22 protein-coding genes are annotated in these 26,943 nt (G+C 73.8%); 5 read left to right on the forward strand and 17 right to left on the reverse strand.

The annotated features are described in order from the left end of the window. Positions 1-75 precede the first annotated feature (75 nt). The gene (locus A6F73_RS04385; protein ID WP_279634876.1) at positions 76-789 is read left to right on the forward strand and encodes an NAD(P)-binding domain-containing protein; all 714 of its coding nucleotides are present in this window, start codon (positions 76-78) and stop codon (positions 787-789) included. A gap of 57 nt (positions 790-846) precedes the next feature. On the opposite strand, the gene galK is transcribed toward A6F73_RS04385, so the two are convergent. Beyond that, positions 847-2,013 (reverse strand): galactokinase, encoded by a 1,167-nt coding sequence (gene galK, locus A6F73_RS04390; protein ID WP_244293284.1) that lies wholly within the window; start codon positions 2,011-2,013, stop codon positions 847-849. After that, positions 2,010-3,110 (reverse strand): galactose-1-phosphate uridylyltransferase, encoded by a 1,101-nt coding sequence (gene galT, locus A6F73_RS04395; protein WP_063346549.1) that lies wholly within the window; start codon positions 3,108-3,110, stop codon positions 2,010-2,012. The genes galK and galT overlap by 4 nt, the downstream gene beginning before the upstream one ends. Before the next feature lie 188 nt (positions 3,111-3,298). Between galT and A6F73_RS04400 the strand changes: the two genes are divergently transcribed. Continuing rightward, positions 3,299-4,123, forward strand: a complete 825-nt coding sequence (locus tag A6F73_RS04400) for a DeoR/GlpR family DNA-binding transcription regulator (RefSeq protein WP_063346550.1) — start codon at positions 3,299-3,301, stop codon at positions 4,121-4,123. A gap of 8 nt (positions 4,124-4,131) precedes the next feature. Here the strand turns inward: A6F73_RS04400 and A6F73_RS04405 are convergent, their stop codons facing one another. The 9 genes from A6F73_RS04405 to A6F73_RS04445 form a co-directional block, all read right to left on the reverse strand. After that, positions 4,132-5,232, reverse strand: coding sequence for a LacI family DNA-binding transcriptional regulator (locus A6F73_RS04405; protein WP_063346551.1), 1,101 nt, complete (start codon positions 5,230-5,232; stop codon positions 4,132-4,134). Positions 5,233-5,289: 57 nt separating this feature from the next. Then, positions 5,290-7,011 carry a glycoside hydrolase family 36 protein gene (locus A6F73_RS04410; RefSeq protein WP_063346552.1) on the reverse strand — a complete coding sequence of 574 codons (1,722 nt, stop codon included), beginning with the start codon at positions 7,009-7,011 and terminating at the stop codon, positions 5,290-5,292. Between the two features lie 2 nt (positions 7,012-7,013). Further along, the gene (locus tag A6F73_RS04415) at positions 7,014-7,919 is read right to left on the reverse strand and encodes a carbohydrate ABC transporter permease (RefSeq protein WP_244293285.1); all 906 of its coding nucleotides are present in this window, start codon (positions 7,917-7,919) and stop codon (positions 7,014-7,016) included. Further along, positions 7,916-8,836 (reverse strand): sugar ABC transporter permease, encoded by a 921-nt coding sequence (locus A6F73_RS04420; RefSeq protein WP_063346553.1) that lies wholly within the window; start codon positions 8,834-8,836, stop codon positions 7,916-7,918. Before A6F73_RS04420 ends, A6F73_RS04415 begins: the two co-directional genes overlap by 4 nt. Beyond that, positions 8,833-10,176 carry an extracellular solute-binding protein gene (locus A6F73_RS04425; RefSeq protein ID WP_063346554.1) on the reverse strand — a complete coding sequence of 448 codons (1,344 nt, stop codon included), beginning with the start codon at positions 10,174-10,176 and terminating at the stop codon, positions 8,833-8,835. The genes A6F73_RS04420 and A6F73_RS04425 overlap by 4 nt, the downstream gene beginning before the upstream one ends. 201 nt (positions 10,177-10,377) lie before the next feature. Next, positions 10,378-11,604 carry a radical SAM protein gene (locus tag A6F73_RS04430; RefSeq protein ID WP_063346555.1) on the reverse strand — a complete coding sequence of 409 codons (1,227 nt, stop codon included), beginning with the start codon at positions 11,602-11,604 and terminating at the stop codon, positions 10,378-10,380. Positions 11,605-11,624: 20 nt separating this feature from the next. Next, positions 11,625-12,359, reverse strand: coding sequence for a hypothetical protein (locus A6F73_RS04435; RefSeq protein ID WP_063346556.1), 735 nt, complete (start codon positions 12,357-12,359; stop codon positions 11,625-11,627). 306 nt (positions 12,360-12,665) lie between these two features. After that, on the reverse strand, positions 12,666-13,262 hold the full coding sequence (locus A6F73_RS04440; RefSeq protein WP_063346557.1) for an isochorismatase family protein: 597 nt from the start codon (positions 13,260-13,262) through the stop codon (positions 12,666-12,668). 110 nt (positions 13,263-13,372) lie between these two features. Next, positions 13,373-14,311 (reverse strand): MerR family transcriptional regulator, encoded by a 939-nt coding sequence (locus A6F73_RS04445; RefSeq protein WP_079135422.1) that lies wholly within the window; start codon positions 14,309-14,311, stop codon positions 13,373-13,375. Between the two features lie 63 nt (positions 14,312-14,374). On the opposite strand from A6F73_RS04445, the gene A6F73_RS04450 reads away from it, so the two are divergent. Next, positions 14,375-15,142, forward strand: a complete 768-nt coding sequence (locus A6F73_RS04450; protein ID WP_244293286.1) for a maleylpyruvate isomerase family mycothiol-dependent enzyme — start codon at positions 14,375-14,377, stop codon at positions 15,140-15,142. 56 nt (positions 15,143-15,198) lie between these two features. Here A6F73_RS04450 and lysA read toward each other — a convergent pair whose 3' ends face one another. Then, positions 15,199-16,590, reverse strand: coding sequence for a diaminopimelate decarboxylase (gene lysA, locus A6F73_RS04455; protein WP_079135423.1), 1,392 nt, complete (start codon positions 16,588-16,590; stop codon positions 15,199-15,201). A 50-nt stretch (positions 16,591-16,640) separates the two neighbouring features. After that, positions 16,641-16,844, reverse strand: a complete 204-nt coding sequence (locus A6F73_RS04460) for a hypothetical protein (RefSeq protein ID WP_063346558.1) — start codon at positions 16,842-16,844, stop codon at positions 16,641-16,643. Between the two features lie 382 nt (positions 16,845-17,226). On the opposite strand from A6F73_RS04460, the gene kdpB reads away from it, so the two are divergent. Together kdpB and A6F73_RS04470 are read left to right on the forward strand one after the other, a co-directional pair. Further along, positions 17,227-19,473 (forward strand): potassium-transporting ATPase subunit KdpB, encoded by a 2,247-nt coding sequence (kdpB, locus tag A6F73_RS04465; RefSeq protein ID WP_079135424.1) that lies wholly within the window; start codon positions 17,227-17,229, stop codon positions 19,471-19,473. A gap of 183 nt (positions 19,474-19,656) precedes the next feature. After that, positions 19,657-20,145, forward strand: coding sequence for a universal stress protein (locus tag A6F73_RS04470; RefSeq protein WP_063346559.1), 489 nt, complete (start codon positions 19,657-19,659; stop codon positions 20,143-20,145). Between the two features lie 71 nt (positions 20,146-20,216). Here the strand turns inward: A6F73_RS04470 and A6F73_RS43880 are convergent, their stop codons facing one another. The 4 genes from A6F73_RS43880 to A6F73_RS04490 form a co-directional block, all read right to left on the reverse strand. Further along, on the reverse strand, positions 20,217-21,575 hold the full coding sequence (locus tag A6F73_RS43880; protein ID WP_063346560.1) for an ATP-binding cassette domain-containing protein: 1,359 nt from the start codon (positions 21,573-21,575) through the stop codon (positions 20,217-20,219). Between the two features lie 166 nt (positions 21,576-21,741). Then, entirely contained in the window at positions 21,742-22,929 is a 1,188-nt protein-coding gene (locus tag A6F73_RS04480) for an alpha/beta hydrolase-fold protein (protein WP_063346561.1), read from the reverse strand. Positions 22,930-22,988: 59 nt separating this feature from the next. Then, entirely contained in the window at positions 22,989-25,724 is a 2,736-nt protein-coding gene (locus A6F73_RS04485; RefSeq protein WP_063346562.1) for a molybdopterin-dependent oxidoreductase, read from the reverse strand. Beyond that, the gene (locus A6F73_RS04490; RefSeq protein WP_079135425.1) at positions 25,721-26,620 is read right to left on the reverse strand and encodes an FAD binding domain-containing protein; all 900 of its coding nucleotides are present in this window, start codon (positions 26,618-26,620) and stop codon (positions 25,721-25,723) included. Before A6F73_RS04490 ends, A6F73_RS04485 begins: the two co-directional genes overlap by 4 nt. Positions 26,621-26,943 lie beyond the last annotated feature (323 nt).

Genomic DNA, 26,943 nt, shown 5'->3' on the forward strand with positions numbered 1-26,943 from the left:
GGAGCCAGGACCAGGCCCGGCCCGACCCTGGGTCCGGAAGAACCACCCTGCACCGGGAATCGACGGCGCCACCGGGTGGTTGGGGCAGGACGACAAGCGTGTGACACTCGCGAACAGGGGTCTGACATGAAGATCGGCATCATCGGTGCGGGCAACATCGGCGGCAACCTGACCCGACGGCTGACGGCGCTCGGGCACGACGTCTCGGTGGCCAACTCGCGCGGTCCGCAGTCGCTGGCCGCCCTGGCCGAGGAGACGGGCGCGACGGCCGTGCCGGCCACCGAGGCGGCGCGCGGGGCACAGGTCGTGGTGGTGACGGTGCCGCTGAAGAACGTGCCGGACCTGCCGGCCGGGCTGCTGGACGGCGCGGCCGCGGGCGCGGCGGTGATCGACACCGGCAACTACTACCCGCAGCAGCGCGACGGCCGGATCGACGAGATCGAGGACGACGGCCTGACCGAGAGCCGGTGGACGGAGCGGCACCTCGGCCACCCCGTGGTGAAGGCGTTCAACGGCACCTACGCGCAGGACCTGCTGGAGCGGCCGCGGCCGGAGGGCGATCCCGAGCGGATCGCCGTGCCGGTGGCGGCGGACGACGAGGCGGCCAAGCGCGTGGTGCGGGCGCTGATCGACGAGCTGGGCTTCGACACGGTGGACGCGGGCGGGATCGACGAGTCCTGGCGGCAGCAGCCGGGCACGCCGGTGTACGGGCTGCGCGCCGGGGTGGAGGCCGTCACCCAGGCGCTCGCGGAGGCTTCTCCGGAGCGCCCGGCGGACCACAAGGCGTGACCCCGGGAAGGCGTGCTCCCGGGAAGCCGTGACCCGCGCCGACCCCGACGGGCCCGGTCAGCCCGTGCGGCGGGCCCCCTCGGCCGGGACGGCGGTGAGGGTGCGCGGGGCCGCGTAGCCGGCCGCGCGGAACGCAGTGGTGACGGCGGCGGCAACGGTGTCGGCGGCCGGTGCGTCGACGAGGGCGATCACCGAGCCGCCGAAGCCGCCGCCGGTCATCCGCGCGCCGTGGGCGCCGGCGGCGAGGGCGGCCTCGACGGCGAGGTCCGTCTCGGGGCAGGAGACCCGGTAGTCGTCGCGCAGCGAGGCGTGGCCGGCGGTGAGGATCGGGCCGAGCGCGGCGGGCCGACCGGCGTCCAGGTGGGCGACGGCGGCCGTGACGCGCTCGTTCTCGGTGACCACGTGGCGCACCAACGGCCGCAGCTCCTCAGGGAGTCGGGGCAGGGCGGCCGGCAGGCCGGCGGGCGTCAGCTCGCGCAGCGCGGGCAGTCCGAGCAGCGCGGCCGCCCGCTCGCAGCCGGCCCGCAGGGCGGCGTAGGCGCCGTCGCCGAGGTCGTGCTTGACCCGGGTGTCGAGGACCAGCAGGGCGAGGCCGGCGCCGGCGAGGTCCAGCGGGACCTGTCGCATCGCCAGGTCCCGGCTGTCGAGGTGCAGGGCGGCGCCCGGGTGGCAGCACATCGAGGCCATCTGGTCCATGATCCCGCAGGGGACGCCGACGAAGTCGTTCTCGGCCCGCTGGGCGATCAGGGCGAGTTCGGGCGCGGACAGCCCCAGCCCGTACAGGTCGTTGTACGCGATCGCGACGACGCATTCCAGGGCGGCCGAGGAGGACAGCCCGGCACCACCGGGCACGTCGCTCTCCAGCCGGAACTCGGCGCCGCCGACGGCGTGCCCGGCCTCGCGCAGCGCCCACACCACGGCGGCCGGGAAGGCCGCCCAGCCGGGCACCGAGCCCGGGGCCAGGTCCGCGACGGCCAGGTCGGCGACCACCCCGTCGCCCTGGGCGGACCAGAGCCGCAGCCGGCCGTCGTCGCGGCGCCGGGCCTGGGCGCGGACGGCCTGCGGGAGGGCGATCGGCAGCACGAACCCGAGGTTGTAGTCGGTGTGTTCGCCGATCAGGTTGACCCGGCCGGGGGCGGCCCACTCCCCCTCGGGGGCGTGGCCGTGGAGCTCTTCGAAGGTGTCCGCGGAGATGTTCGCAGTGGCGTTCACGGGCGTGTTCACGGGGCGACCTCCCGCAGCCGGCGGGCCGCGTCCTCGGGGGTGATGTCGTTGACGAAGGCGTCCATGCCGGATTCCACCCCGGCCAGGAACTTGAGCTTGTCGGCGGCGCGCCGGATGGTGAACAGCTCCAGGTGGAGGGCGAGTTCGTCCTCCTGGCCGGCGGGCGCCTGGTGCCAGGCGGAGATGTACGGGGTGCGGCCGGCGCCGAAGAGGCGGTCGAAGCGGCGCAGCAACTCCAGGTAGAGGCGCGGGAATTCGGCGCGCTGCGGCTCGTCCAGGCCGGTCAGGTCGGCGACCCGGCGGTGCGGGTAGAGGTGCACCTCGTACGGCCAGCGGGCGGCGAAGGGGACGAAGGCCGTCCAGTGCTCTCCGGCGAGCACCACCCGGGCGCCGTCGGCGCGTTCGGCGGCGAGCAGGTCGTCGAAGAGGCTGCGGCCGGTGGCGGCGCGGTGTTCGGCCGCGCGCTCGGTCATCCGGGCGGTGCGCGGGGTGGTGAAGGGGAAGGCGTAGATCTGGCCGTGCGGGTGGGCGAGGGTGACGCCGATCTCGGCGCCCCGGTTCTCGAAGCAGTAGACCTGCCGGATGCCGGGGAGGGCGGCGAGTTCGGCGGTGCGGTCGGTCCAGGCGTCGAGGACGAGGCGGGCCCGCCGTTCGTCGAGGTCGGCGAAGGAGGCGTCGTGGTCGGCGGTGAAGCAGACCACCTCGCAGCGCCCGGCGCCGGGGCCGCTGACCCGTAGTCCGTCGGCGCCTTCCAGCGCCGCCGGGGGGCCGGCCAGCGAGGGGAAGCGGTTCTCGAAGACGGCCACCTGGTAGTCGTCGGCGGGGATCTCGCTGTGCCGGCCGTCCCGGGAGGGGCAGAGCGGGCACTCCTCGGCGGGGGGCTGGTAGGTGCGGGCCTGGCGGTGCGCGGCGACGGTGACCCAGGCTCCGGTGGCCGGGTCGAGCCTGACCTCGGAGCCGTGGGCGGGCGGGTCGAGCGGACGCAGGTCGACGGCGTCCCGGGGGACGGCCTCGCCGCTGTCGTAGTAGATCAGCTGTCGCCCGTCCGCGAGTGTGGTCACGGTCTTGGCGGTGGGCTGGGTCAGGGTCCCGGCCATGGCCTTCTTCCCTCTATCCGACACGAAACAACAATATCCAACATTATCCATCAGGTCTGGCTGTCCGGAAGGGGTCCGCGCCTGCCATGATGGCGGTGACCGTGGCCCGCCGGACGGCCAGTCGAACGGCCGGCTGCACGAATGGCCGAACGGTCAAGCGGACCACACCGACCCGAGGAGCACCCCCGATGGCTGACAGCGCCCAACCGCTCGCCGGACAGCGCCGCGTGCTGATCCTGGAGCGGGTCCGCGCGCGCGGCGGCGTCCGGGTGACCGAACTGGTCCGGGACCTCGGGGTGTCCGACATGACCATCCGCCGCGACCTGGACGCGCTGGCCCGCCGCGGGCTGGTGCACAAGGTGCACGGCGGGGCGGTGCGGACGGAGGCGGCGGCCAGCGGCGAGCCCGGGTTCGAGACCAAGGCCAACTGGCAGCTGCCCGCCAAGGAGGCCATCGCCCGGGCCGCCGCCGCCCTGGTGCCGCCCGGCTCGGCGGTCGGACTGGCCGCCGGGACGACCACCTTCGCGGTCGCCCGGCAGCTGCGCGCCGTCGAGGGCCTCACCGTGGTCACCAACTCGCTGCGGATCGCGGAGCTGCTGGAGGAACCCGACGAGGACGGCACCCCCGCCACCGCGACGGTGATCCGCACCGGCGGCGTCCGTACGCCCTCCGACGCGCTGGTCGGGCCGGTGGCCGACCAGGCGATCCGCTCGCTGCACGTCAACGTGCTGGTCATGGGCTGCCACGGCCTCTCGGCCGAGACCGGGCTGACCACCCCGAACCTGGCCGAGGCGGAGACCAACCGGACCTTCCTGCAGTCCGCCCGCCGGGTCGTCGTGGTGGCCGACCACACCAAGTGGAACGCGGTCGGCCTGGCCTCCTTCGCCGCACTGGAGCAACTGGACGTGCTGGTCACCGACGACGCACTGGCGGCCGAACACCGGGCGGCGGCAGCCCAGTTGGTCGGCGAGCTGATCGTCGCGCCGACCGGGGAGCAAGGGCACCAGGCCTGACGGGCCCCCTAAGGACCCGTCTGGGAACTCGCCCGCACCACCAGCTCGGCGGCCAGCTCCAGCCCGCCCGCTGGCGGCGCCTCCCCGCGCACCTGGCCGAGCAGCCGCTCCACCAGGGCGGCGGCGATCGTCCGCAGCGGGAGCCGCACCGAGGTCAGCGCCGGGTGCAGGTGGCGGCAGAGCGGCGTGTCGTGGAAGCCGGTGACCGCCACCCCCGCCGGCCCGACCGCCAATCCCTCCGCCCGGACCGCCTCGTAGACGTCCAGCGCCAGCAGGTCGCTGCCCGCCGCGAAGGCGGTCGGCCGCTCGGGCCCGCGCAGCAGTTCCCGCACGGCCGCGACGTCCGGCCGCGCCGCTGTCACCGCGGACAGGCCCAGCCGGGCCGCCTCGGCGAGGAAGCCCGCCCGCCGGGCGGCCATCCACGGCAGGTCCTCGGCGCGGCCGACGTACCCGATCCGGCGGTGGCCGAGCGCCGCCAGGTGCCGCACCACCACGGCCATCGCCGTGTCGTTGGCGATGTCGACCCAGTGCTGGGGCTGCCCCGGGCCGGTCCGTCCGAAGGTGACGAACGGGAGGCCGGCCCGGACGACGTGCCCGATCCGGGGGTCGTCGCCCAGCACGTCCGCCAGCACCAGCCCGTCGACCTGCCGGGCGGCCACCAGTTCGTCGATGGCCGCCAGCGGGCCGGCCGCGTCCTGAGCCCCGCCCTGAACCGCGTCCTGGGCCGCGTCCTGCGCCAAGCCCTGAACCGCGCCCCCAGCCCGACCGTGCCCCGGACGGAAGAGCAGCACCCGCTGCCCCTGCGCCCCCGCCGCGTCGACCAGCGCCTCCAGGAAGCCGGCCATCAGCGGGTTGGGGTCGAACGGGTCGTCCACCGGGGCGAGGTAGCCGAGAGTGCGCCGGGCGCCGCTGCGCAGCGAGCGCGCCGACTGGTCGGGCTGGTAGCCGAGTTCGCGGATCGCCGCGGTCACCCGGGCCAGCGTGTCCGGGCGGACCCGCTGGGGGGCGTTGAGCGCGTTGGAGACGGTCTGCCGGGACACCCCGGCCGCGCGGGCCACCTCCTCGATGGTGGTGGCGCCGCGGCGCGGTCGGGGTGTTCCCTCGGGCATCGGAGGCTCCAGGACGGCTGCTCGGGTCTGACGGGTGCTCGGTTCTACTGCTCGGCTCTACGGGCGGCGCAGGGTCAGCAGCCCACCGCGCGGCACGGTGATGCCGCCCGCCCGGTCGAGCTCGACATCGCCCTGCCGGACGATACGCCCTCGGGCGTCCTGCACGGTGGCCTCGGCCGTCCCGCCGCCGCCGGTGAGCCGGACATCCGGGTCGGCGTCCGCGTTGGCGACCAGCAGGGTGCGCCAGTGCGCACCGGAGACGTCCACCGGCAGCGCGGCGTAGCGGGCCACCACGACGGTGCCGCCGCCGACGGCGGTGACCATCGGGTAGCCGAGGTCAGGCCGGGCCGGGCGCAGCTCGCCGAGCTGCAGGGTGGCGACGTGCTCGCGGAAGACGCCGAGCCAGAAGGCGATCGCCTCGCGCTGCCCGGGGCTCTGCGCGGCGAGGTCGACGGAGACCTGCGGCACCGAGAACAGCACGTTGATCAGGTGGCAGGCGATCTGCTCGGGCGGCTCGGCCGGGTGCCACATCAGCATGTCGGCGTGGACCGGGACGGGCCCGGCGGCGAGCCGCACGTCGATGGTGCGCTGCCGGTTCTCCTGCGGGCTGAGCGGGCAGTCGGTGGCGCGGACCATGGTGACGTACGGCCACAGGCCGGGGCTGACGTACGGCTGGCGGTGCTCGATCATCGCCCCCGGCTTGACCGCGGTGATCCGGCTGCGGATCGTGGCGAGCAGCCGCTCGACGCCCTCGTCCACGGTGGCGCAGTCGGCCTCGGGCCCGGCCTCCGGCGCGTCGGCGCGGGCGAACCAGTCGACGAAGTCGACCTTCAGCCCGTCCATGCCCCACTCCTCGACGGCGCGGGCGAGCCGGCCGGCGAGGAACGCGCGGACCTCGGGGTAGCGCGGGTCGGCGACGATCGCGCCCATGTGGGCGGCGTCGGCGAGCGCGTAGCGGCCGATCGCCTCGAAGGCGGCGCTGTCCTTGCCGATGAACGGCAGCGCGTACCAGAGCATGTACTGCACGCCGAGGTCGTGGACGCGCTGGACGTGGGCGGCGGTGTCGGGCAGCGAGACCGGTTCCCAGTCGCCGCAGTGCGCGTAGCCGCGGGTGCGGTCGGCGGTCATCCAGCCGTCGTCGACGATGATGACGTCCATGCCGAGCTCCTTGCCGAGCGCGGCCTGCGTCTCGACGGCCTTCGGCGAGACGTCCTGGTGCATCGAGTACCAGGTGGAGTAGGCGGGGCGGCGGGCGGCCTCGGGGATGGCGGGGATGTCGGCCGCACGGCCGGCCCACCACCAGGCGGCGAGGTCGGCCAGGCAGCGCGCGAAGTGCCGGCGGGAGGTGTCGATGCGGACGGTCAGCCGGCCGGCGGCCTGGGCCCAGAAGCGGAACTCGCCGGTCTCCTCCAGCACTCCGGCACCGGCCAGGACGTCGGCGCGCTCGGCGGCGAAGGCGCAGATCGCGAGGTCTCCGGTGCCGATCAGGGCGGCGATCGGGGCGCCGTTGGCCAGTCCGGTGCGGCGCGGGGCGCTCCACGCGGCGGGCAGCCGGCCGGTGCCGCGCGGCTCGGGCGTCCAGAACGCGGTGGCGTCCACGCACGGCACCCGCCACTCGATCCGGACGTCGCCCTCCCCCTCGGCGGTCACCTCGACGATTCCGTCGCCCACCCCGCGGGCGCTCGCGTTCCCGCTGACCCGCAGGTCCAGGCCGTCGGCGTAGAGCGGACGCAGGCCGCCGGCGACGGCGGGGGCGTGCGGTTCCCAGATCTCGGTCATGTTCAGCCCTTCGTGGCGCCGGCCAGCAGGCCGGAGATGAACTGCCGCTGGAGGACCAGGAAGAGGACCATCATCGGCAGGGTGGACAGCGCGGTGCCGGAGAGGATCGCGCCGTAGTCGGTGTTGCTCTTGTTGCCGTGCAGGGTCGCGAGGGCGACGGGCAGGGTGTGCATCGCGGGGCTGCGCAGAGCGATCAGCGGCCAGACGAACTGGTTCCAGGAGCCGAGGAAGAGGAAGATCGAGAGGGCGGCCAGCACGGGCCTCATGACCGGCACCACCACGCTGAACAGCACCCGGAACTCGCCCGCGCCGTCGACCCGGGCGGCGTCCAGGAGTTCGTCCGGCAGGCTGCTCAGCGACTGCCGCATCAGGAAGATCGCGAAGGGCACGCACAGGCCGGGCAGGATCAGCGCCTGGTAGGTGTCCAGCAGGCCGAAGTTCGTCATCATCTTGAACAGCGGTACCAGCGTGACCTGTTCGGGCACCACGAGGGTGGAGAACAGCAGGGCGAACAGCAGGGTCCGGCCGCGGAAGCGGAACTTGGCGAAGGCGTAGCCCGCGAGCAGCGCCACGACGAGGGCGCCCAGCGTCTGGACCCCCGCCACCAGCAGGGAGTTCCCGACCACCCTGAGCAGGCCGATCTTCTGCTCCAGGTGGCTCAGGTTCTCGCCGAGGCTCCCGCCGGGCAGCAGCTTGGGCGGCCAGTCGAAGACCTCGGTGTCCTTGCGGGTGGAGGCGACCACCAGCCAGTAGAAGGGGGCGATCGACAGCCCGGTGATGCCGGCGAGGAGGAAGGTCAGCGGCCAGCCGCGCAGCCTCTTGAGGGGGTTCACGCGCTCGGAGGCCTGACTCTTGGAGGTCTCGCGCTCCGGAGTCTCGCGCTTGGAGGTCTCACTCTTGGAGGTCACTTGTCGCGGTCTCCCATCAGGCGCATCTGGACGGCGCCGAGCACCGTCACGAGCAGGGTGAGCGCGTAGGCGATGGCGGAGGCGTAGCCGAAGTCGTAGTACCGGAAGCCGTTCTGGTACAGGTACATGGAGACGGTCAGGGTGGCGTTGTCCGGCCCGCCACCGGTCAGCACGTACGGCTCGTCGAAGAGCTGGAGCGTGCCGATGGTCGAGAGCACGACCGTGAACAGCAGCACCGGGCGCAGCGCGGGGACGGTGACGGAGGTGAAGCGGCGGATCGGTCCGGCGCCGTCGACCATCGCGGCCTCGTACAACTCCCGTGGAATGGACTGGAGTCCGGCGAGGTAGATGACGGCGTTGTAGCCGGTGTAGTGCCAGGTGAGTACCACGACGACGGCCGTCCGGGCCCAGACGGGCTGGCCCATCCAGTCGACGGAGGGCAGGCCGACGGCGTTCAGCACCCAATTGACCGCGCCGTCGTCGGTCTTGAGCAGGTAGGCGAAGATCACGCCGGTGGCGACCAGGCCGGTGACCGAGGGCATGAAGACGCCGAGCCGCCACACCGTGCGCCAGCGCACCAGCGCGGAGTTGATGCCGACGGCCATCAGCAGGGCCAGTCCGAGCATCAGCGGGACCTGCATGACGAGGATCTCGCCGGTGTTGGACAGGGCCGTCCAGAACAGCGGGTCGTCCAGCAGGCGCCGGTAGTTGGCGAGGCCGGCGTTGCGGGTGGCGGCGCCGGAGCCGGTGGTGAAGGACAGCAGCAGCGACTCGACGACCGGGTAGGCCTTGAACACGCCGAAGGTCAGCAGGGCGGGGGCGAGCAGCAGGTACGGTACGGCGGCGCGACGCCGGCGGGACCGGCGCGGCGCTGCGGATCTCCTGGCGAGGGCGGCGGGCGGGCTGGCGGCACTCATGCGATACCGCGCCCGGTCTGCTGGGCGAGCTGCTTGGCGGCGTCCTGGAGGACGGCGGCCGGGTCGGCGCCCTTGAGGAGGACCTTGACCTGGGCGTCGCTGACGAGCTTGAGGGCGCGGGCGTAGTCACCGGAGTAGTTGGTGGGGTAGCCGCCCTCGATGGCGAGGTCGGCGAAGGTCCTCAGCACCGGCTGCCCGCCGTAGTAGGCGCTCGGCGCGGCGTACAGCGGGTCGGTGTAGGCCTCGGTGAGGGCCGGGAAGACGCCGCCCGCGTTGAACATGGCGTTCACCGAGGCCGGGCGGGTGACCGTGTACTCGACGAACTTCCAGGCGGCGCGGCGGCGTGGGCTGGAGGCGGCGACGGCCAGGTGGGTGGAGTTGACCAGGGCGGTGCGCTTGCCGCCGGGGGTGACCGCCGGGGGCTTGGCGAGACGCCAGTTGCCGCTCTGGTCGGGGATCTTCTTCTCCAGGTAGTGCGCGACCCAGGCGGGCATCGCGGCCACCCCGAGCTTGCCGGCCTTCATCACGGGCGGCCAGCTCTGGACGCCGGGGGTGTCGCCGATCAGCCCGGCCTCGTCCAGCCGCTTGACGATGGTCAGGGCGCGCACGGCCGGCTCCGAGCCGACGGTGATCTTGCCCTGGAGGTCGAAGTAGAAGGCGCCCTGGAGCTGCATCAGGCCCTGGACGAAGTCCAGGTCGGGGGTGGGGTTGGCGGCCCTGTTGATGCCGATCAGGGCGACGCCGGGGTTGGCGGCCTTGAAGCGGTCGGCCACGGCGAGCAGGTCGTCCCAGGTGGCGAGGGACTCGGGGTCGATGCCCGCCTTGTCGAAGTAGTCCTTGCGGTAGAAGAAGCCGAGCGGGTTGACCTCCCAGGGCAGCGCGTAGGCGTGGCCGTCCTTGCCGCTGACGACGGGCCACAGGCCCTTGGCGAACTTGTCCTTGTGCGCGTCGGCGCCGAGCGCGGAGAGGTCGGCCAGGCCGCCGGGGAACTTCTCCAGGTACCCGGGCAGGTAGTCGCAGCCGATGTGCAGCACGTCGCCGAGGCCTTGGCCGCCGGCCGCCAGGCCGACGGTGATCTTGTCCCAGATGGCCGGTTCGCCGATGTCCTGGACGTCGACCTTGATCCCCGGGTTGTCCTTCTCGAAGGCCGGGACGATCCCGCGCAGGGCTTCGGCGGCCGTGGCCCAGGACCAGACGGTGATGTTGCCGCTGTCGGCGTCCCCGCCCGAGGCGCCCCCGGAGCCGGAGTCGCCGCAGGCTGCGAGCGTGCCGCCGGCGGTCAGGGCCAGTAGGCCCGCTCCTGAGGCTCGGAGCAGATCACGACGGGAAAGGTGTGACATTGCATTCCTCTCTGAGGGGTGGCGAGGAAGGGTTGAGGCAGGAAGGGTGTGGCGAGGTAAGAAGGAGGGGGTTTTGAACGTTCAAATACACAAAACAGACCAGAACCAAACAGGTTCGAACGGGCGGGTCACAGCAAACGCCCACCCTCCCCACGCCGTCAAGACCTGGGCGTGGGGAGGGTGGGCTCCGAAACCGTTCTGTTATCCCCGCGCGGCGTCCGGAGCGCCGAACACGGTTCCCGGGGTGACGGGGATCCCCCGCGCCATGGCCTCGAAGTCCAGGATCGGATGGGTCAGGATCTCCTCGACCTCGTCGGTCAGGAGGTTGCCCAGGATGAACTCCTCCTCCGCGCCCGACCCGAAGGTGACCACCTGCCCGCTCGACTGGATCATCCAGTTCAGCAGCTCCCGCTCGCCGCTCTCCGCGAGGTGGATCTCCCGGCCGGGGTGGTCACGCCGGATCCCGTCGACGACCGCGCGGACGTCCTCCACCGCCACGCCGAGCCTGCGCACCGTGGCCGGCGAGGCCCGCCGGCCCCACCACTGGAAGATCACCCACTGGGCGACCGACGGGTGGGACAGCACCTCCGCGGCGAGCTCCGGCAGTTGGTGGAGGTTCTCGGCACTCGCCACCGTGTGCACCCGCACCCGGTCGAAGCCCTCGGCGTCGCACAGGGCGAGGGACTCCAGCAGCGCGTCGAGGAGTCTGTCGTCCGGGCTCCGGCGGAAGGCGCGTTGCACCTCCGGCGTGACGGCGTCCAGCGGCAGCCGCAGCGAGGACAGGCCGTGGAGCCGGGAGAGCTTCTCGGCGGTGAGCGTGTAGCCGGTGGTGTCGAGGCCGACCTTGAGACCGCTGGCGATGGCGTCGTCGACCACGTCGAAGACCGGCGGCCACAGCAGCGGGTCGCCGCCGGCCAGGACCAGGTCGGTGGTCCCGTGCGCGGCCAGCTTCCCGACGATCCGCCTGGCCTGGTCGAGGTCGATCTGCTCCGCCGCGAACGGGTTGTAGCAGCCCTGGCAGGACATCGGACAGCGGTTGTTGATCGACCAGTTGACCCGCCGGACGCGGCGGCCGGTACGCGGCCGGTCGGCCCGGCCGCGGATCCCGGCCACCAGCCGGGCCAGGCGGACGGCCTGCGGGAGGGTGGCGCCGGCGAGCAGTTCCTCGGCGCGTTCGACGGCGGCCGCGGTGGCGTTGTTCTGGAGCAGGAGGAAGGCCAGGCGCCACCGCATGGTCTCGTCCCCCCGGTCCTGGCCCAGCGCCTGTTCGACCCGCTCGGTCAGGGCGCCGAGGTAGCCGGGGGTGAAGTTGGCGGGCTCCAGGCGCCGTTGGAACGCGTCGGCTATCGAGCCTCGTTCCAGGGCCCGGTCGTAGCCGGCCCGCAACGGGTGCGGGGGCAGGATCTCCACGTGCTGCCGGGTGGGCATTCGGTGTTCTCCGGTACGGGTCAGTTCGGGGCGGACGGCAGCATGATGACCATCGAGTCGGCGGACGACAGGCCCATGCCCTCGACGAAGACGGCGTCGCGGACGAGCTGCGCGATGGCGGGGTGGGTGGGGGTCGCGAGGTAGCGGGCGGTCGAGTCGAGCGGGGTGATGTCGTGCTCGGCGATCAAGGTGCGCAGCGAACCCGGCAGGTCGTCGAGGCCCTCGCGCATGTCCTCCAGGTCGAACCGGTCGGCCAGCCGCATCGCCGCCCTGCGGGCCTTGGCGAGGTTGGTCGTCGGGTCCAGGACGGTCGCCTTGGCCAGGTAGTAGGGGACGGGCTGCATCATCCAGGCCAGCGCCGCGCCCGGGTCGTCCTCGTCGCGGCCGGAACGGTCGAAGGCCTCCGACCCGAGCCCGAGGCCGTCGCAGAACCACTCGGGCCGCATGCTGATCCGGTAGTGGGCGTGCCCGGCCAGCCGGAACGCCGGGAGCATGGCTATGACGGACGTCGTCTCGATCCGGAAGGTGTCGGAGATCCGCCGAATCGTCCGCCCCACCACGGCCCGGACCTCCGGCACGTCGGCCCCGTCGGCCACGACGTGGATCAGGTCGAGGTTGGAGACGATGTCACCGGTGGGCCCGGTGCGGTGGTCGCCACGGGCCAACGAACCGGTCGCCGCCACTGACATGCCGGTCACGTCCGCGAACTCGCGGGCCAGCTCCTGGAACAGCCGGGGGACGTCTTCGGGTCTCACGCGCTTCCTCGGGTGTCGGCTACGGACGTGGAGTCGACGCCATCTCTTCCAAGACTGCTCACATCATGGAGAGTTGGCGTTCAGATGGGCACCCTAACAGCGACCCGCCACAAATGGTCGCGTTTGCACCACATATCTCACACACCACAGCTGACGGACCGACACAAACGGTCTCAACCAGTCACTCAAGCGCCGCCCGCCGCACGTAGATCGGGTGGGCATCCAGCCCGACGAACGCCACCGCCCCCACCGCACCGACATCACACTTGCGCGAGAAGTCGGCCCGGCCGACTTCTCGCGCAAACCTCATCCCGCCAGCACGACCGGCGTGCCCGTCAGGTCCACGCCTGCCTGGCGGAGTTCGCCGAGGGCGGTGACCGTGGTCTCGGTGGCCACGCCCGCCGTGTAGTCCAGCAGCACCCTGGTCGCGAACCCGGCCTTCACGGCGTCCAGCGCCGTCGCCTTCACGCAGTGGTCGGTGGCGATCCCGACCACGTCCACCGCGTCCACGCCCTGGCCGCGCAGCCAGTCGGCGAGCCGGGTGCCGTCCGCCGCGAAGCCCTCGAACCCGCTCTTGGACGCCGAGTGCGCGCCCTTGAAGAACACCTCGTCCACCGCGCCCGCGTCGACGGCGGGCGCGAAGGACGGGTGGAACTCGCCGCCCTCGCTGCCGACCACGCAGTGCACCGGGAAGGACTCCCGGAAGTCCGGTTGCGCCGAGAAGTGCGGGCCCGGGTCGATGTGGTGGTCCCGGGTCGCGACCACCCGCGCCCAGCCCTCCCGCTCCGGGCCCTGGACCAACTCGGCGATCGCCCGGGCCCGGTCGGCGCCCCCGCCGACCGGGACGCTCCCTCCCTCACAGAAGTCCTTCTGCACATCCACCACGATCAGCGCGCGAGCCATCGACCGGCCTTTCCTCGGGGGTACGGATTTCGCGGCCAGCTTGACGCCTTCGAGGTGCGTGGACGAAGCAACCCGGGCTGGCGTTCACCCGGACGGGCCTGGCGCGGCGATCAGCACACCCCGGCAGCACCACCAAGGCCCGCAGCGGAGCGTTCGAGGGAGTCGGTCAGCCACAGGTAGGACAGGCCGACCGTGACCGGATCCCCACCTGCCTCGGCCACGAGCCGCCAGTAGCGGCGCATCCGCGGGTCCCGGTCCACAGCCACGTAAGCCAGCAGGCGGCCTCGGAACTTCGGGGTGTCACGGTCGCCGCGGACGGAGGCGTGGGCCGCGACGAACCGGTCGAGTGCGGGGCCCACCCGGGGCGGCTCACCCGCCCGTACCAGGGGCTGGGCCAGCGCGCACGCCTCGCCGATCCCGCTCACCAGCTCGTCCTCGTCGGCGATCAGTGCGGCGCCGGCCCGCGCCCTGGCCAGCAGGCCTCGGCTCAGTTCCCGGTCCCCGGCCAGGGCGAACAGCTCGGCGAACGCGACCACCTGCGGCGGGGTCGGGTCGGCGGGCGGCTCGGGTACGGCGATGGCCACGAACGCGGTGAGCATCGCCTCCGACACCGGGGCGACCATCGCGCGTCTCCAGAAGTCGATCAGCGCGTCCCGGGCGGCTCCCCCGCCTTCCATGGCGGCCAGCAGCTCCAGCCTGGCGGCCCGGTCGGCCGGTCCGGCCTCCTCGACCGCGCGCAGCGAGGCCCGCCGCCAGGCCAGGTCCGCGAGCCGCACGTCGAGCGCGGCCCGCTCGGCGGCGACGACCTCGGCCACGGAGCGTTCGCCGGCGAGCACCTGCCTGATCGAGGGCAGCCCGAGCCCGAGCCTGCGCAGCCGTCGGACCAGGCCGAGCCGCTCCACGGCCACCTGGTCGAACCTGCGGTGCCCGCCCGTGCTGCGCACCGAGTCGACGATGCCCTCGTCGCAGTAGAAGCGGATGGTGCGCACCGGCACGCCGGTCAGCCGGGCCAGCTCGCCGATCCCCAACGTCTCATCGAGCAAAGGCACTTGAACCTCCACCGGACTGGAGTTCCTACCGTACCCAGGTAACCCCGAGAGAGGAGCATCGCGATGGCGATGACGTCGACGCTGGACACCGCACGGCTCATGGAGGGACTGCGGGAGCAGACCCGGCAGTTCGCCCGCACGGTCGCCGGAAGGGACCCGGACACCCCAGTGCCCTCCTGCCCGCAGTGGCCGCTGCGCACCCTCGTCGGGCACCTCGGCCAGGAGCACCGGTGGGCGGCCGAACTCGTCCGTACGCGCGGGCAGTTGCCCGTCCCCGACCCGTGGCAGGCCGACCCCGGCGCCCCGGACGGGTGGGCCCGGTGGCTGCGCGAGGGCGCGGAGGACCTGGTCCGCGCGGTCCAGGAGACCGGCGCGGACACCGAGTTGCCCACGTTCTTCGGGCCACGGCCGGCGGCGTTCTGGCTCCGCAGGCAGCTGAGCGACACCTGCGTCCATCACTACGACGCCGCGTCGGCGACGGGCACCGCGTTCGAGATCGCCGACGACCTCGCGGCCGACGTGATCAGCGAGAACCTCGACCTGCTGTGCACGCCGGCCTTCGAGTCGGTCAGGCCGGCGGCGGCCGGGCTGCGCGGCCGGGGCGAGCGGGTCGGGTTCCGGCCGAGGTCCGGGGAGGGCTGGGTGGTCACCAGGGCGCCCGAGGCGCTGCGGTGGGAGCGCGGGCCGGTCGAGGCCGACGTGGTGGTGTCGGGCGCGGTGGCGGACCTCATGCTGGTGGTCTCCCGCCGCCTCCCGCCGCAGGACGACCGGGTGACGGTGACGGGCGACCGCGCCTTGCTGGACCACTGGCTGACCCACACGGCGTTCTAACCGCCAGAGTTGCGCGAGAAGTCGGCCGGCCCGACTTCTCGCGCGACGGCGTTCGGCTACCGGCCGACCTCGCGGAGGCGGAAGTCCTCGACCGTCTCCCGGCGGATCAGCAGCCGGGCCCGGCCGTCCTTGACGGCGGCCACCGCCGGGCGGCCGACCAGGTTGTAGCCGGAGGCCATCGACAGCTGGTACGCCCCGGCCGCCGGGACGGCCAGCAGGTCCCCCGCGCGCAGGTCGGCGGGGAGTACGGCGTCGCGTACCAGCACGTCGCCGGCCTCGCAGTGCCGGCCGACCACGTCCACCCGGGCCGCGCCCGCCTCCGAGCGGCGGCCCACCAGGCGGACGCTGTACGGCGATCCGTACAGCGCCGGGCGCGGGTTGTCGCTCATCCCGCCGTCCACGGCGGCGAAGCAGTGGCCGTCCGCGGTGTGCTTCACCGACAGCACCCGGTACACGGCGACGGCGGCCGGGCCGGCCAGCGCGCGGCCGGGCTCGACGATCAGCCGCGGCACCTCCAGGCCCGCCTCGGCGCAGCGCACCGCCAGCCGGTCGGTCACCCGGACGGCGAAGTCGGCGACGTCGAACTCGGCGTCCCCCGGCAGGTAGCGGATGCCGTGGCCGCCGCCGAGGTCCAGTTCGGGCAGTTCCACGCCGTGCTGCTTCCGGATCTCCGCGAGCAGCCGCACCAGCGCGTCCACCGCCTGGAGGTAGGGCTCGACCTCGGTGATCTGCGAGCCCAGGTGGCAGTGCAGGCCGGCCAATTCGAGCCCGGGCTGGTCGAGCACCCGGGCGATCGCGTCGGCCGCGTCGCCGCCCTCGATCGGAAAGCCGAACTTCTGCCCGCCCACCCCCGTTTGAACCGCCGTGTGGTGCCCGGCGGCGATCCCCGGGACGACCCGGACGAGTACCCGCTGCGGGGTGTCGGCGGCCACTAGGGCGGCGAGCCGGGCGATCTCCGCCGGGCCGTCGATCACGATCCGCCCGACCCGCAGCCGCCGGGCCAGCCGCAGTTCCTCCGGGGACTTGGCGTTGCCGTGCAGCAGGATCCGCTGCGCCGGGAAGCCGGCCGAGGCGGCCAGCCACAGCTCGCCGGAGGAGCAGACGTCCAGACCCAGGCCCTCCTCGGCCACCCAGTCGGCCATCGCGCTGCACAGGAACGCCTTGGCGGCGTACAGCACCTCGGCGTGCGGCAGCGCCCGCCGGTAGGCCCGGGCGCGGTTGCGCACCTCGGCCTCGTCCAGGACGTACAGCGGGGTGCCGAAGCGCTCGGCCGCCTCCGCCAGCCCCACCCCGCCGACCAGCACGTCGCCGCCGGGGCCGGGCCGCGCCGAGGCCGGCCAGGGGCCGCCGAGCGCGTCGACGGCCGGGGCGTCGGGGCGGGCGGTGGAGGTGCCGGTGGAGGGGGCGGGGACGGTGGAGGGGACGGACGGGGCGGTCAGCTGCGTCATGGCGGTACTCCTACGGGGCGGGGCGGGGTTGCGGCACGCGGTGGGCGGGGTCAGTCCTCGAACTGCATCGCGATCCGGCAGTGCGCCGGGCGGCCGCGGTCGTGGCCGACCGTGGGCGCGGGCGCCGGTTCGGGCGGCTCGGGGCTGTCCTGAAGCTCATGCCGTTCCTGTCGGTCCTGCCGGACACCGGCGGGCACCAGGCGGACCAGGCGGCGCGGCGACTGGTCGACGGCGGTGGCGATCGTGCTGCTCACGGGAGGCTCCTCGGGCTCGGGCGGGCGGGCCGCTGTGTGCGGCCCTCGGTTCCAGTGGATGCCCACCGGACGCCGATCGCACCGGGCCTTGACGCGTGGCCTACGCTCCGCCGGGCGTCCTTGACGCCTTCCTGACATCCGCCGCCACGACCGTCACCCGTACGGCCGCACGCGCCCCCGAACGTCCATGCGAGCCACCGAACGCCCACCCGGTCCGGATGTCAGGGAGCCGTCAAGGACGGCCGCCCACACGCCAAACCCGCGTCAAGAGGCGTGTGGCGGGCGCGGATCCGATGGTGGGCTGGCCGCCGTCCCCGCCGCCACCGAGCCCGCCGCCCCGTTGCCCCGCAGCCCGGGGCGGCCCGGAAGGTCTTCCGAGACGATGCGCCGTTCGGCCCTCACTCCCCCGGACACCACCACGCCCCGAACCGACTGGTTCCGCCGCCCGGAGGGCGTCCGCGAGCAACCCCCGCACGACCGACCGGACGACCGGCCGAACGACCGGCCGGACGACCGACCGCACCAACCGCAGCACCACCCGAGCCACCGGCCGACCGGCCCGGACGGCGGCCGCCGCCGGCTCATCACCCGCCGCCAGCTCACCGAGGCCCTGCCCGCCGCCGTCCGCAAGCTCCACCCGCGCACCATGATGCGCAACCCGGTGATGCTCGTGGTGGAGACCGGCTCCGCGCTCACCACGCTCAGCGCGGTGATCCACCCGAGCGTGTTCGCCTGGGTGATCGGCTTCTGGCTCTGGCTGACGGTGCTGTTCGCCAACCTCGCCGAGGCCGTCGCCGAGAGCCGGGGCAAGGCGCAGGCCGAGTCGCTGCGCCGCACCCAGGCCGGGACGACCGCCCGGCGGCTGCTGCACTGGCGGGTCGGCACCCGCGACCACCGCCACGAGGTGATCCCCGCCGAGCAGTTGATGCTGCACGACGTGGTGCTGGTGCCGGCCGGCGAGGTCGTGCCGCAGGACGGCGAGGTGGTCGAGGGGGTGGCCTCCGTCGACGAGTCGGCGATCACCGGGGAGTCCGCGCCGGTGATCCGCGAGTCCGGCGGCGACCGCACCGGCGTCACCGGCGGCACCAGGGTGCTCTCCGACCACCTGGTCGTCCGGGTCACCTCCCGGCCCGGGCAGAGCTTCGTCGACCGCATGATCGCCCTGGTGGAGGGCGCCAACCGGCAGAAGACCCCGAACGAGATCGCGCTCAACATCCTGCTCGCCTCGCTCACCATCGTCTTCCTGCTCTCGGTGGTCTCGCTCCAGCCCATGGCGATCTACGCGCACGCGCCGCAGACCACCGTGGTGCTGGTCGCCCTGATGGTCGCGCTCATCCCGACCACCATCGGCGCGCTGCTGTCCGCGATCGGCATCGCCGGGATGGACCGGCTGGTCCAGCGCAACGTCGTCGCCCTGTCCGGCCGGGCCGTCGAGGCCGCCGGGGACGTCGACGTGCTGCTGCTCGACAAGACCGGCACCATCACCCACGGCAACCGCCGGGCCGTCGCACTGCACCCGCTGCCCGGCGCGAGCACCGAACAGCTCGCCGAGGCCGCCCAGTTGGCCTCCGTCGCGGACGAGACCCCGGAGGGGCGCTCACTCGTCGAACTGACGAACCGTCAGTACTGGGTGCCGCCCCGCGCCCCCGGCGAACTCGGCGAGCAGCAGCCCGTCCCGTTCACCGCGCACAGCCGGATGAGCGGCGTCGACCTGACCTGGCCCGACGGGACGAACTGCCTGATCCGCAAGGGCGCCGCCGGCGCCGTCGCCCGCTGGGTGGTGGAGTCCGGCGGGCGGATGCCGATGGAGGCCAAGCCGCTGGTGGACCGGATCGCCGAGGCCGGCGGCACCCCGCTGCTGGTCGCCGTCCACGACCGGCACGGCGCCCGCGCGCTGGGCGTGGTCGAACTCAAAGACGTGGTGAAGGAGGGCATCGCCGAGCGCTTCGCCGAACTGCGCAGGATGGGCATCCGCACCGTCATGGTCACCGGCGACAACCCGCTCACCGCCCGTGCCATCGCCGCCGAGGCCGGGGTGGACGACTTCCTCGCCGAGGCCACCCCCGAGGACAAACTCGCCCACCTGCGCCGCGAGCAGGCCGCCGGGAACATGGTCGCGATGACCGGCGACGGCACCAACGACGCCCCCGCGCTCGCCCAGGCCGACGTCGGGGTCGCGATGAACTCCGGCACCCCGGCCGCCAAGGAGGCCGGCAACATGGTCGACCTCGACTCCAACCCGGCGAAGCTGATCGACATCATCCGGGTCGGCAAGCAACTCCTCATCACCCGTGGCGCGTTGACCACCTTCTCGATCACCAACGACGTGGCCAAGTTCTTCGCGATCATCCCCGCGATGTTCGCGAACGCCTACCCCGGGCTGCACCACCTCAACATCATGGAACTGCACAGCCCGACCTCGGCGATCGCCTCCGCGATCATCTTCAACGCGCTGATCATCGTCGCGCTGATCCCGCTGGCCCTGCGCGGCGTCCGCTACCAGCCCGCCTCCGCCACCGACCTGCTCCGCCGCAACCTGCGGGTGTACGGGCTGGGCGGGCTGATCCTGCCGTTCCTCGGCATCAAGGCGATCGACCTGCTGATCCAGTTCGTGCCGGGCCTCGGCTGAGGCGCACGGCGCACCGCGCGCCGCACGCCGGAGCTGTCAGAAGGACGTCAAGAAGTGTGCGACCGGCGTCATGGAGCCATCAGCGGCGGTACGGACGGCCCGGTTCCGGGGTTCACTGGAATCATCCGAACCAAGGAGTACGGAACCGGGAACACCCGACCGGAGAAACGGAGGCGAACGGCCATGACCGGGACCACCCGAGTGATCGTCGGCCTGAGCGGATCACTGAGCAGTCTGGCCGCCCTCTACCACGCCGTCGGCGAGGCGGCCCGCAGCGAGGCCGTGCTGGTGCCGGTGGCCGCGTGGAACGCGGGCGAACGCGACGGCCTGCGCCCGCTGTCCGAACTGGAGCACGCCGCCCGGCGGCGGCTGGACATCGCCTTCGAGCAGGCCTACGGCGGCTACCCGGCCGGCCTGGTCATCCACCCGCTGGTGGTCAAGGCCGAGCCCGGGCCGGCCCTGGTCGGCGCCGTCACCGGGCCGGAGGACCTGCTGGTCCTCGGTGCCGCCACCCGCCGCCGGTTCGACCGGCTGCGGCACGGCTCGGTGGCCCGGCACTGCCGCCACCGCGCGGGCTGCCGGGTGGTCGAGGTGTCGCCCTCCGCGCTGCTGACCCGACTCGAACTCCCCGCCCGCACCGGGGCACCGCTCCCGCTGCTCGGGCGTGCCTAGTCCCGTCCCGCGGATCTCGCCGGACAGGCCCTGACAGCAACTCCCCCGAACCCGCCCGCCGGCTCGACGCGTCACCTCACCCACGCCGAGCCGGCGGGCGCCATCGTGCCCGGGCGCGCCGGACCAGGGCCCCTGGTCAAGGCCCGACCCGGCGACGCCCCCAACTGCACCACCGCGTCCGCGTGTTCACGCACCAGCAGCGGGTCGTGGCCGATGAGTGCCAGCGCCACCCCGCGCTCGGCGCGCAGCCGGCCCAGCAGGGTCATGATGCCCACGGCCGTGTCGGCGTCCAGCCCGGAGGTCACCTCGTCGCACAGCAGGACGTCCGGTTCGGCCGCCAACGCCCGGGCGATGGCGACGCGTTGACGCTGGCCGCCGGACAGCTCGTGCGGGTGCCGGGCGGCCAGGTCGGCGGGGAGGCCGACGGCGGCCAGCAGTTCGGCGACCCGGCCGGGGCACTGCTCGTGCGGGGTGGTGTGGTGCAGCCGCAGCGGCCGGGTGAGGGTGGCGCCGACGGTCCGGGCCGGGTTGAGCGCGCCGAGCGGGTTCTGCGGGACGAGTTGGACGCGGCGGCGCTGCTCGCGGGTACGGGCGTGGTGCGAGCCGGCCAGCGGGGCGCCGTCCAGGGTGAGGGTGCCGCCGGTGGGCGGGTGGAGCCCGGCGAGGACCCGGGCGAGGGTGGTCTTGCCCGCGCCGGAGGGGCCGACGATGCCGGTGCAGCTGCCGGGTGCGAGGTGCAGGTCGACCCCGGTGAGGATCCGGCGCCGCCCGCGCCCGTACCCGACGTGGGCTTCGACGCCGAGCGCGGCCAGCCCGACGGCGGTGCGCGCCGCGACCGGTCCGGACGTGCGGCTCGCCCCGGCCCGGACGGCGCCGGCCCGGATGGCGCCGCCGCCCGCCCCGGGCCGGGCCGGGGTGAGGACGAGCACCTCGTCGGCGCAGCGGGCGACGAAGGCGGCGTCGTGGCTGGCGAGCGCGACGGCGATGCCGTGCCGGCGGGCGAGTTCGCGCAGCAGGTCGGCGATCTCGTCCCGCAGCGCGGGGTCGAGGCCGGCGCCGGGTTCGTCGAGGAGCAGCAGGTCGGGGCGGCGGGCGAGGGCCCGGGCGAGGGCGACGCGACGCTGCCGGCCGCCGGACAGGGCGCCGGGGAAGGCGAGCCGGTGGCGGCGCAACCGGCGCAGTGGTTCGGGGGCGAGGGCGAGGACGTCCTGGCCGAGGACGGTGACCAGCCCGGTGGCCCGGGCGCCCGGGGGCAGGGCGCCGGCGAGGGCGTGCAGCAGGGTGGTCTTGCCCGCGCCGGAGGGGCCGGTGACGGCGTGCACGCGCCCGGGGCGCAGGTCGAGGCTGACCGGGGCGAGCAGCGGGGTGCCGTCCGCGAGGGCGATGGCGAGCCGGTCGACCCGGGCGGTCGGGTTCTCGGTCACAGTCATTCCGCGTGTCCTCCCCCGAACCGAAATCACTTAGGTTTGCCTACCCTGAAGTTGAGCCCCCAGACAACCCTCCTGCCACACAATGGCTCAGGAGTGACCACCCCGCCGACGTTCTCGGCCGCCGTCCGGCCGTCAGCACCAGGGGGCGGCCGGCGCGCGGCCGGCGTCACTGCGGGTCGTGCAGGTGGTCGCTCAACCAGGTCAGCGACGGCGGGAGCAGCCTGGTCCAGGTGGTGAAGTTGTGCCCGCCGGTCTCCACGACGGCCTGGGCGACCACCAGCGGCGGGCGGGCGGCCGCGGCGAAGGCCACGGAGTCGGCGTAGCCGTGGCCGTCCTCCTTGCTGTCGGCGAGGAGGACGGCGAGGGCGGGCATCGGCAGGTGGGCGAGGCGCCAGTTCAGGTCGGCCTCGTCGCGCCGCTGCTGGCTGCCGCCGAAGAGGTCGCCGGTGGTCGCGTCCTCGGCGGCCTTGAAGTAGCCGGACAGCGAGACCGCCACCGGGAAGGTCTCCGGGTGGACCATGCCGAGTTTGACGGCGCAGTAGCCCCCGGTGGAGTCGCCGATCACGCCGAGGCTGCCGGTGCCGTCGAGCACCCGGTAGGAGGCGCGCAGGTCGGCCGGCACGTCGGTGGTGAAGTAGCGCTGGGCCTGCGGGCCGTTCGGGACGTCCTCGCACTCGCTGTCGCGCGGCATCGACGGAGAGGGGCGCACCAGCACCAGGACGGTCGGCTTCATCGTCCCCCGGCGCAGCAGGTCGAGTTCGTACGCCGGGTAGCGCAGCTTGGTGACCAGGTTGGCGGCGTCCCCCGGGAAGCCGGTCATCACCAGGGCGGCCGGGAAGTGCCGGGCCTCGGCGCCGGGCCGGAAGTACTGCGGCGGCAGGTAGACGTACCCGTCGGTGCTGAGCCCGGTGGTGGTGCCGGGCAGCCGGACCCGGTCGAGCCGCCCGATGGTGGCCGGGCTGCGGTCGGCCCCGTCCGCGCCGGTGATCTCGGCGGTGCCGAGCACCTGCACCCCGGCGGGCACTTCGGCCGGGGTGCCGCTGGGGGTGCCGGTCGGAACGACGGACGGGCTTCCGGTCGGGCTTCCGGACGAGCCGCCCGCCTGGATGACGCCCGTCCCGCGGTCGCGTCCGAACAGGTCGGACCAGCTGCTGTAGAACACGAAGTCGTCGTTGACGGCGAGCCCGAGGGTGGCCAGCAGGGTGAACTGGGTGACGGCGATCGTGCCGAGCCGCAGGAACACCGCGGGCCAGCTGCGGACGGCCAGCCGGGGCCAGACCCAGAGCGTGCCGAGCACCGTGAACACCGCGAGCAGTGCCACCAGCGCCAGCAGCTTGTGGCTGGTGAGTCCCATCCGGCCTCCCTGGGCGCGTCCGACAGCGCGACCCAGGGTAGCCAGGTCGGGACCGAACGTCACTCCCGCCGGTCGGCGAGCGCCTGCCAGACCTGGTCGCGCAGGAACGGCGGGTCGGTGAAGCGGATACCGGTGGCGTCGCGCAGGGCGTTGGCGAAGGCGGGGGCGACCGGGTTGAACGAGCTCTCGCTCATCGACTTGGCGCCGAGCGGGCCGATCGCGTCCGAGGTGGTCGAGAAGTGCACCTCGGTGCGCGGCACGTCGGCGTACGCGGGCAGGCGGTAGCGGCGGAAGGCGGCCGTGGTGACCTCGCCCCGGTCGCCCAGCAGCACCCGTTCGAACAGCGTCGCGCCGAGCGCCTGGGCGACCCCGCCCTCGACCTGCCCGCGGCACTGCATCGGGTTCATCACCCGCCCGGCGTCGGCGCCGTGCACGCTGCGCAGGATCCGGATCTCCCCGGTGTCCGGGTCGACGGCGAGGCGGAACCACTGCGAGTTGAACGCCACCGAGCGCGGCGAGCCGCCCCAGTGCCCGGTGCCGACGAGGTCGACGCCGCGTTCGCGCGCCGCCGCGTGCAGTTCCTTCAGCGGGATGCCGCGCCCGTCGCAGTCGACGGCCTCGGCGCCGAGCCGGACCAGGCTGCGCGGGGTCCGTGCGTACTCGGCGGCGAAGTCGGTCAGCCGTTCGGCGAGCGCGTTCGCGGCCCGCATCACCGCCTTGCCCGCGACCACCGTCCCCGCCGAGCCGAAGGCGCCGGTGTCGTGCCGGACGACGTCGGTGTCGGACTGCCGGATCGCGATCCGGTCGACGGTGGTGCCGAGCGCGCCCGCGGTGATCTGCTGGTGCACGGTGGTCGTGCCGTTGCCGAACTCGGCCGTCCCGACGGCGACGTCGTAGCTGCCGTCCTCCAGCAGGGCGACGGCGGCGTCGGCGAAGTGCCCGCCGGGCGGGCCGGTGGCGATCATCGCCATGGCGAAGCCCTGCCCGACCAGCCAGCCCTCGGGGGCGTCCGCCGCGCTGCGGTCGTTCGCGAGCGCGTCGCGGACGACTTGCAGGCACTGGTCGAGGCCGTAGCTGGCGATGTGCAGGTCCTCCTCCTCGCCGCCGGGGCTGAGCAGGTGTTCGCCGGGGCCGATGACGTTGCGCTCGCGGAACTCCAGCGGGTCGATGCCCAGCCGGCGGGCCAGTTCGTCCATCGCCGACTCCACCGCGAAGGTCACCTGCCCGAGCCCGTAGCCCCGGAAGGCGCCGGCCGGCACGCAGTTGGTGTACACCGAGTACGCCTCGACCTTCTTGTGCGGCACCCGGTAGACGCCCATCGACTCGCCGACGCTGTGGAACATCACCGCCGGGCCGTGGTTGCCGTACGCGCCGGTGTTGGACACCACCCGGAAGCTGAGCGCCGTGAGCGTGCCGTCCGCCTTCGCGCCCGCCTTGACGGTGATCGTGAACGGGTGCCGGGTGGTGGCGCCGTAGAACTGCTCGGCCCGGGTGAACTCCAGCTTCACCGGCCGGCGCAGCCGCAGCGCCGCCAGCACCGCGATGTCCTCGGTCAGCATCTCCTGCTTTCCTCCGAAGCCGCCGCCGACCCGGCCCGCCACCACCCGGGCCTCCTCCTCCGGCAGGTCGAACAGGGCGCAGAGCGCGCGCCGGGTGAGGAACGGCACCTGGGTGCTGGAGCGCACCACCAGCCGCTCGCCGGCGCCGTCCTCCCGCTCCTCGAAGGAGACGACGCAGCCGTGCGTCTCCAGGCTGGCGTGCTGCACCCGCTGGGTGCGGAAGGTCTCCTGGTAGACCGCGTCGGCCTCGGCGAAGCCCTGCTCCACGCTGCCGATCTCGCCGTGCACCTCGCCGCACACGTTGTTCTCCGGCCGGGCGATCCGGGCCTGCGGCCCCTTGGCGTGCAGCACCGGCGCGCCGGGTGCCATCGCCTCCTCCGGGTCCAGAACGTACGGGAGTTGCTCGTACTCGACGGCGATCCGGCGGCAGCCCTCCTCGGCGGCCGCCTCGCTGTCGGCGACCACCGCGGCGACCCGCTGGCCGACGAAGCGGACCACGTCGTCCAGCAGCCGGGTGTCGTCCGGGTCCTCGGTCGGGTGCTCGTGCCGGGCCGAGGAGTACAGCCGCTCGGGCGCGTCGTGGTGGGTGAACACCGCGTGCACGCCGGGCACGCGCAGCGCGGCCGCGGTGTCGATGGCGACGATCCGGGCGTGCGGGTGCGGGGAGCGCAGCAGCTTCAGGTGCAGCAGCCCCGGCACCTCCACGTCGAAGGTGTAGCGGGCGGTGCCGGTGACGACCTGCGGCCCGGCGGGCGCGCCGAGGCTGCGGCCGACGGCGCGGCCGGCCTCGGGCTCCTCGGTGTGCCGGACGCCGCGGATCGCGTCCTCGATCGCCCGGTAGCCGGTGCAGCGGCACAGATTGCCCTTCAACGACCTGGGGAGGTCGGCGAGTTGCTCCTCGTCGAGGGCACTGGCGGTCATCAGGAAGCCGGCCGTGCAGAAGCCGCACTGGAAGCCCTGGGCGTCCAGGAACCGCTGCTGCATCGGGTGCAGTTCGCCGTCCTTGGCCAGGCCCTCCACCGTGGTGACGCACCGCCCCTCGGCGCGCGCCGCCGGGTAGAGGCAGCTGTGCACCGGGGTGCCGTCCACCTGCACGGTGCAGGCGCCGCAGTCGCCGGCGTCGCAGCCCTTCTTCACCCCGAACCAGCCGCGCTCGCGCAGGTAGGTGCGCAGGCACTGGCCCGGGCGGGGCTCGGCGTCGAAGTCCCGTTCGTTGACGCGGATCGAGAAGCTCATGCGGCGGCCTCCTCGGCCAGGCCCGGTCCAACCAGGTCCGGGCCGGCCAGGCCCGGTCCGGCCGTACTCGGCGGGGCCGGCCGGGCGGGGTCCAGTTCGCGGCGGATCTGCTCGGCGAACCGGAAGGTCAGGTGCCGCCGCCAGGCGGGCAGCCCGTGGATGTCGTCGACGTACTCCTCGGGCCGGATGCCGTCTCGGACCGCCTCCTCGACGGCGGCCGCGTTCGGCCCCGGCGGGAACCAGAGCCGGATCGGACGGACGGTGGCGGCGGTGACGGTGATGGTCAGCGATCCGTCCACCGGGTCGAGGGTGCCGATCAGCAGCACGCCGGAGCGGCCCAGCCCGTACAGCGAGGCCTGGCGGAACGCCGTCCGGGCGGCCAGCGCCCGGCCCGACAGGGTGATCGAGCGCAGCAGCTCACCCGGCCGCAGGTCCTTGACGCCGGCGCCGGTGACGAACTCCGCCACCGGGACGCGGCGTTGCTCCCCCGACGGGGCCCGCAGCAGGCAGAGCCCGTCCAGGGCGGCGGTCAGCGAGATCATCGGACCGGCGGGCAGGCCGTTGCACAGGTTGCCGCCGACGGTGGCCATGTTCCAGATCTTCCAGGAGGCCAGGAACGCCCGGCAGCACTGCTCGAACAGCGGCGCCGCCGTCCAGGCGGCGGGCTTGAGGTGGCGGGAGAGCTGGGCGACCGTGCAGGTCGCGGCGATCTCCAGGCCGCCGTCCGGGGTCGGGGTGAGCGGCTCCCAGCCCATCCGACCGAGGTCGATCAGCCGGCGGATGTGCGGCTGCGGCTCGGAGAACAGGTACGTCCCGCCGCCGAGCCAGGCGTCCCCGGGCCGCCAGGTGCCTCCCCGGCGGGCGTCGCACAGCTCGGCCACCGTGTTCAGATCCATGTCGCTCCATCGCCCCCGGCCGGTCCCGTTCCTTCGGTACGGCGATTGAAGCGGCGGCGACCGGTCGGGCACGAGTGGGCCCGCACACCAGCCGCACCCGGCCCCACCTGGTCGATCGTCCAACGGCGGGCCCTCGCACCGGCGCCAACTTCGACAAGGGTGTCGAAGTTGGCGTGAGGGCCGGGCTATGCTGTCCCGAAGTCCGAGGATGGCCCCCCTTGCCCCGTCGACGAACGCACCAGCATGGCGCGCCCGACCGGAAGGAGGCGAGACGCATGGACAGCAGCAGTGCGGGCCGCACCACCCGCCCCCACCCCCGCATG

This window comes from Streptomyces sp. MJM8645, assembly GCF_001625365.1.
Lineage (GTDB): Bacteria > Actinomycetota > Actinomycetes > Streptomycetales > Streptomycetaceae > Kitasatospora.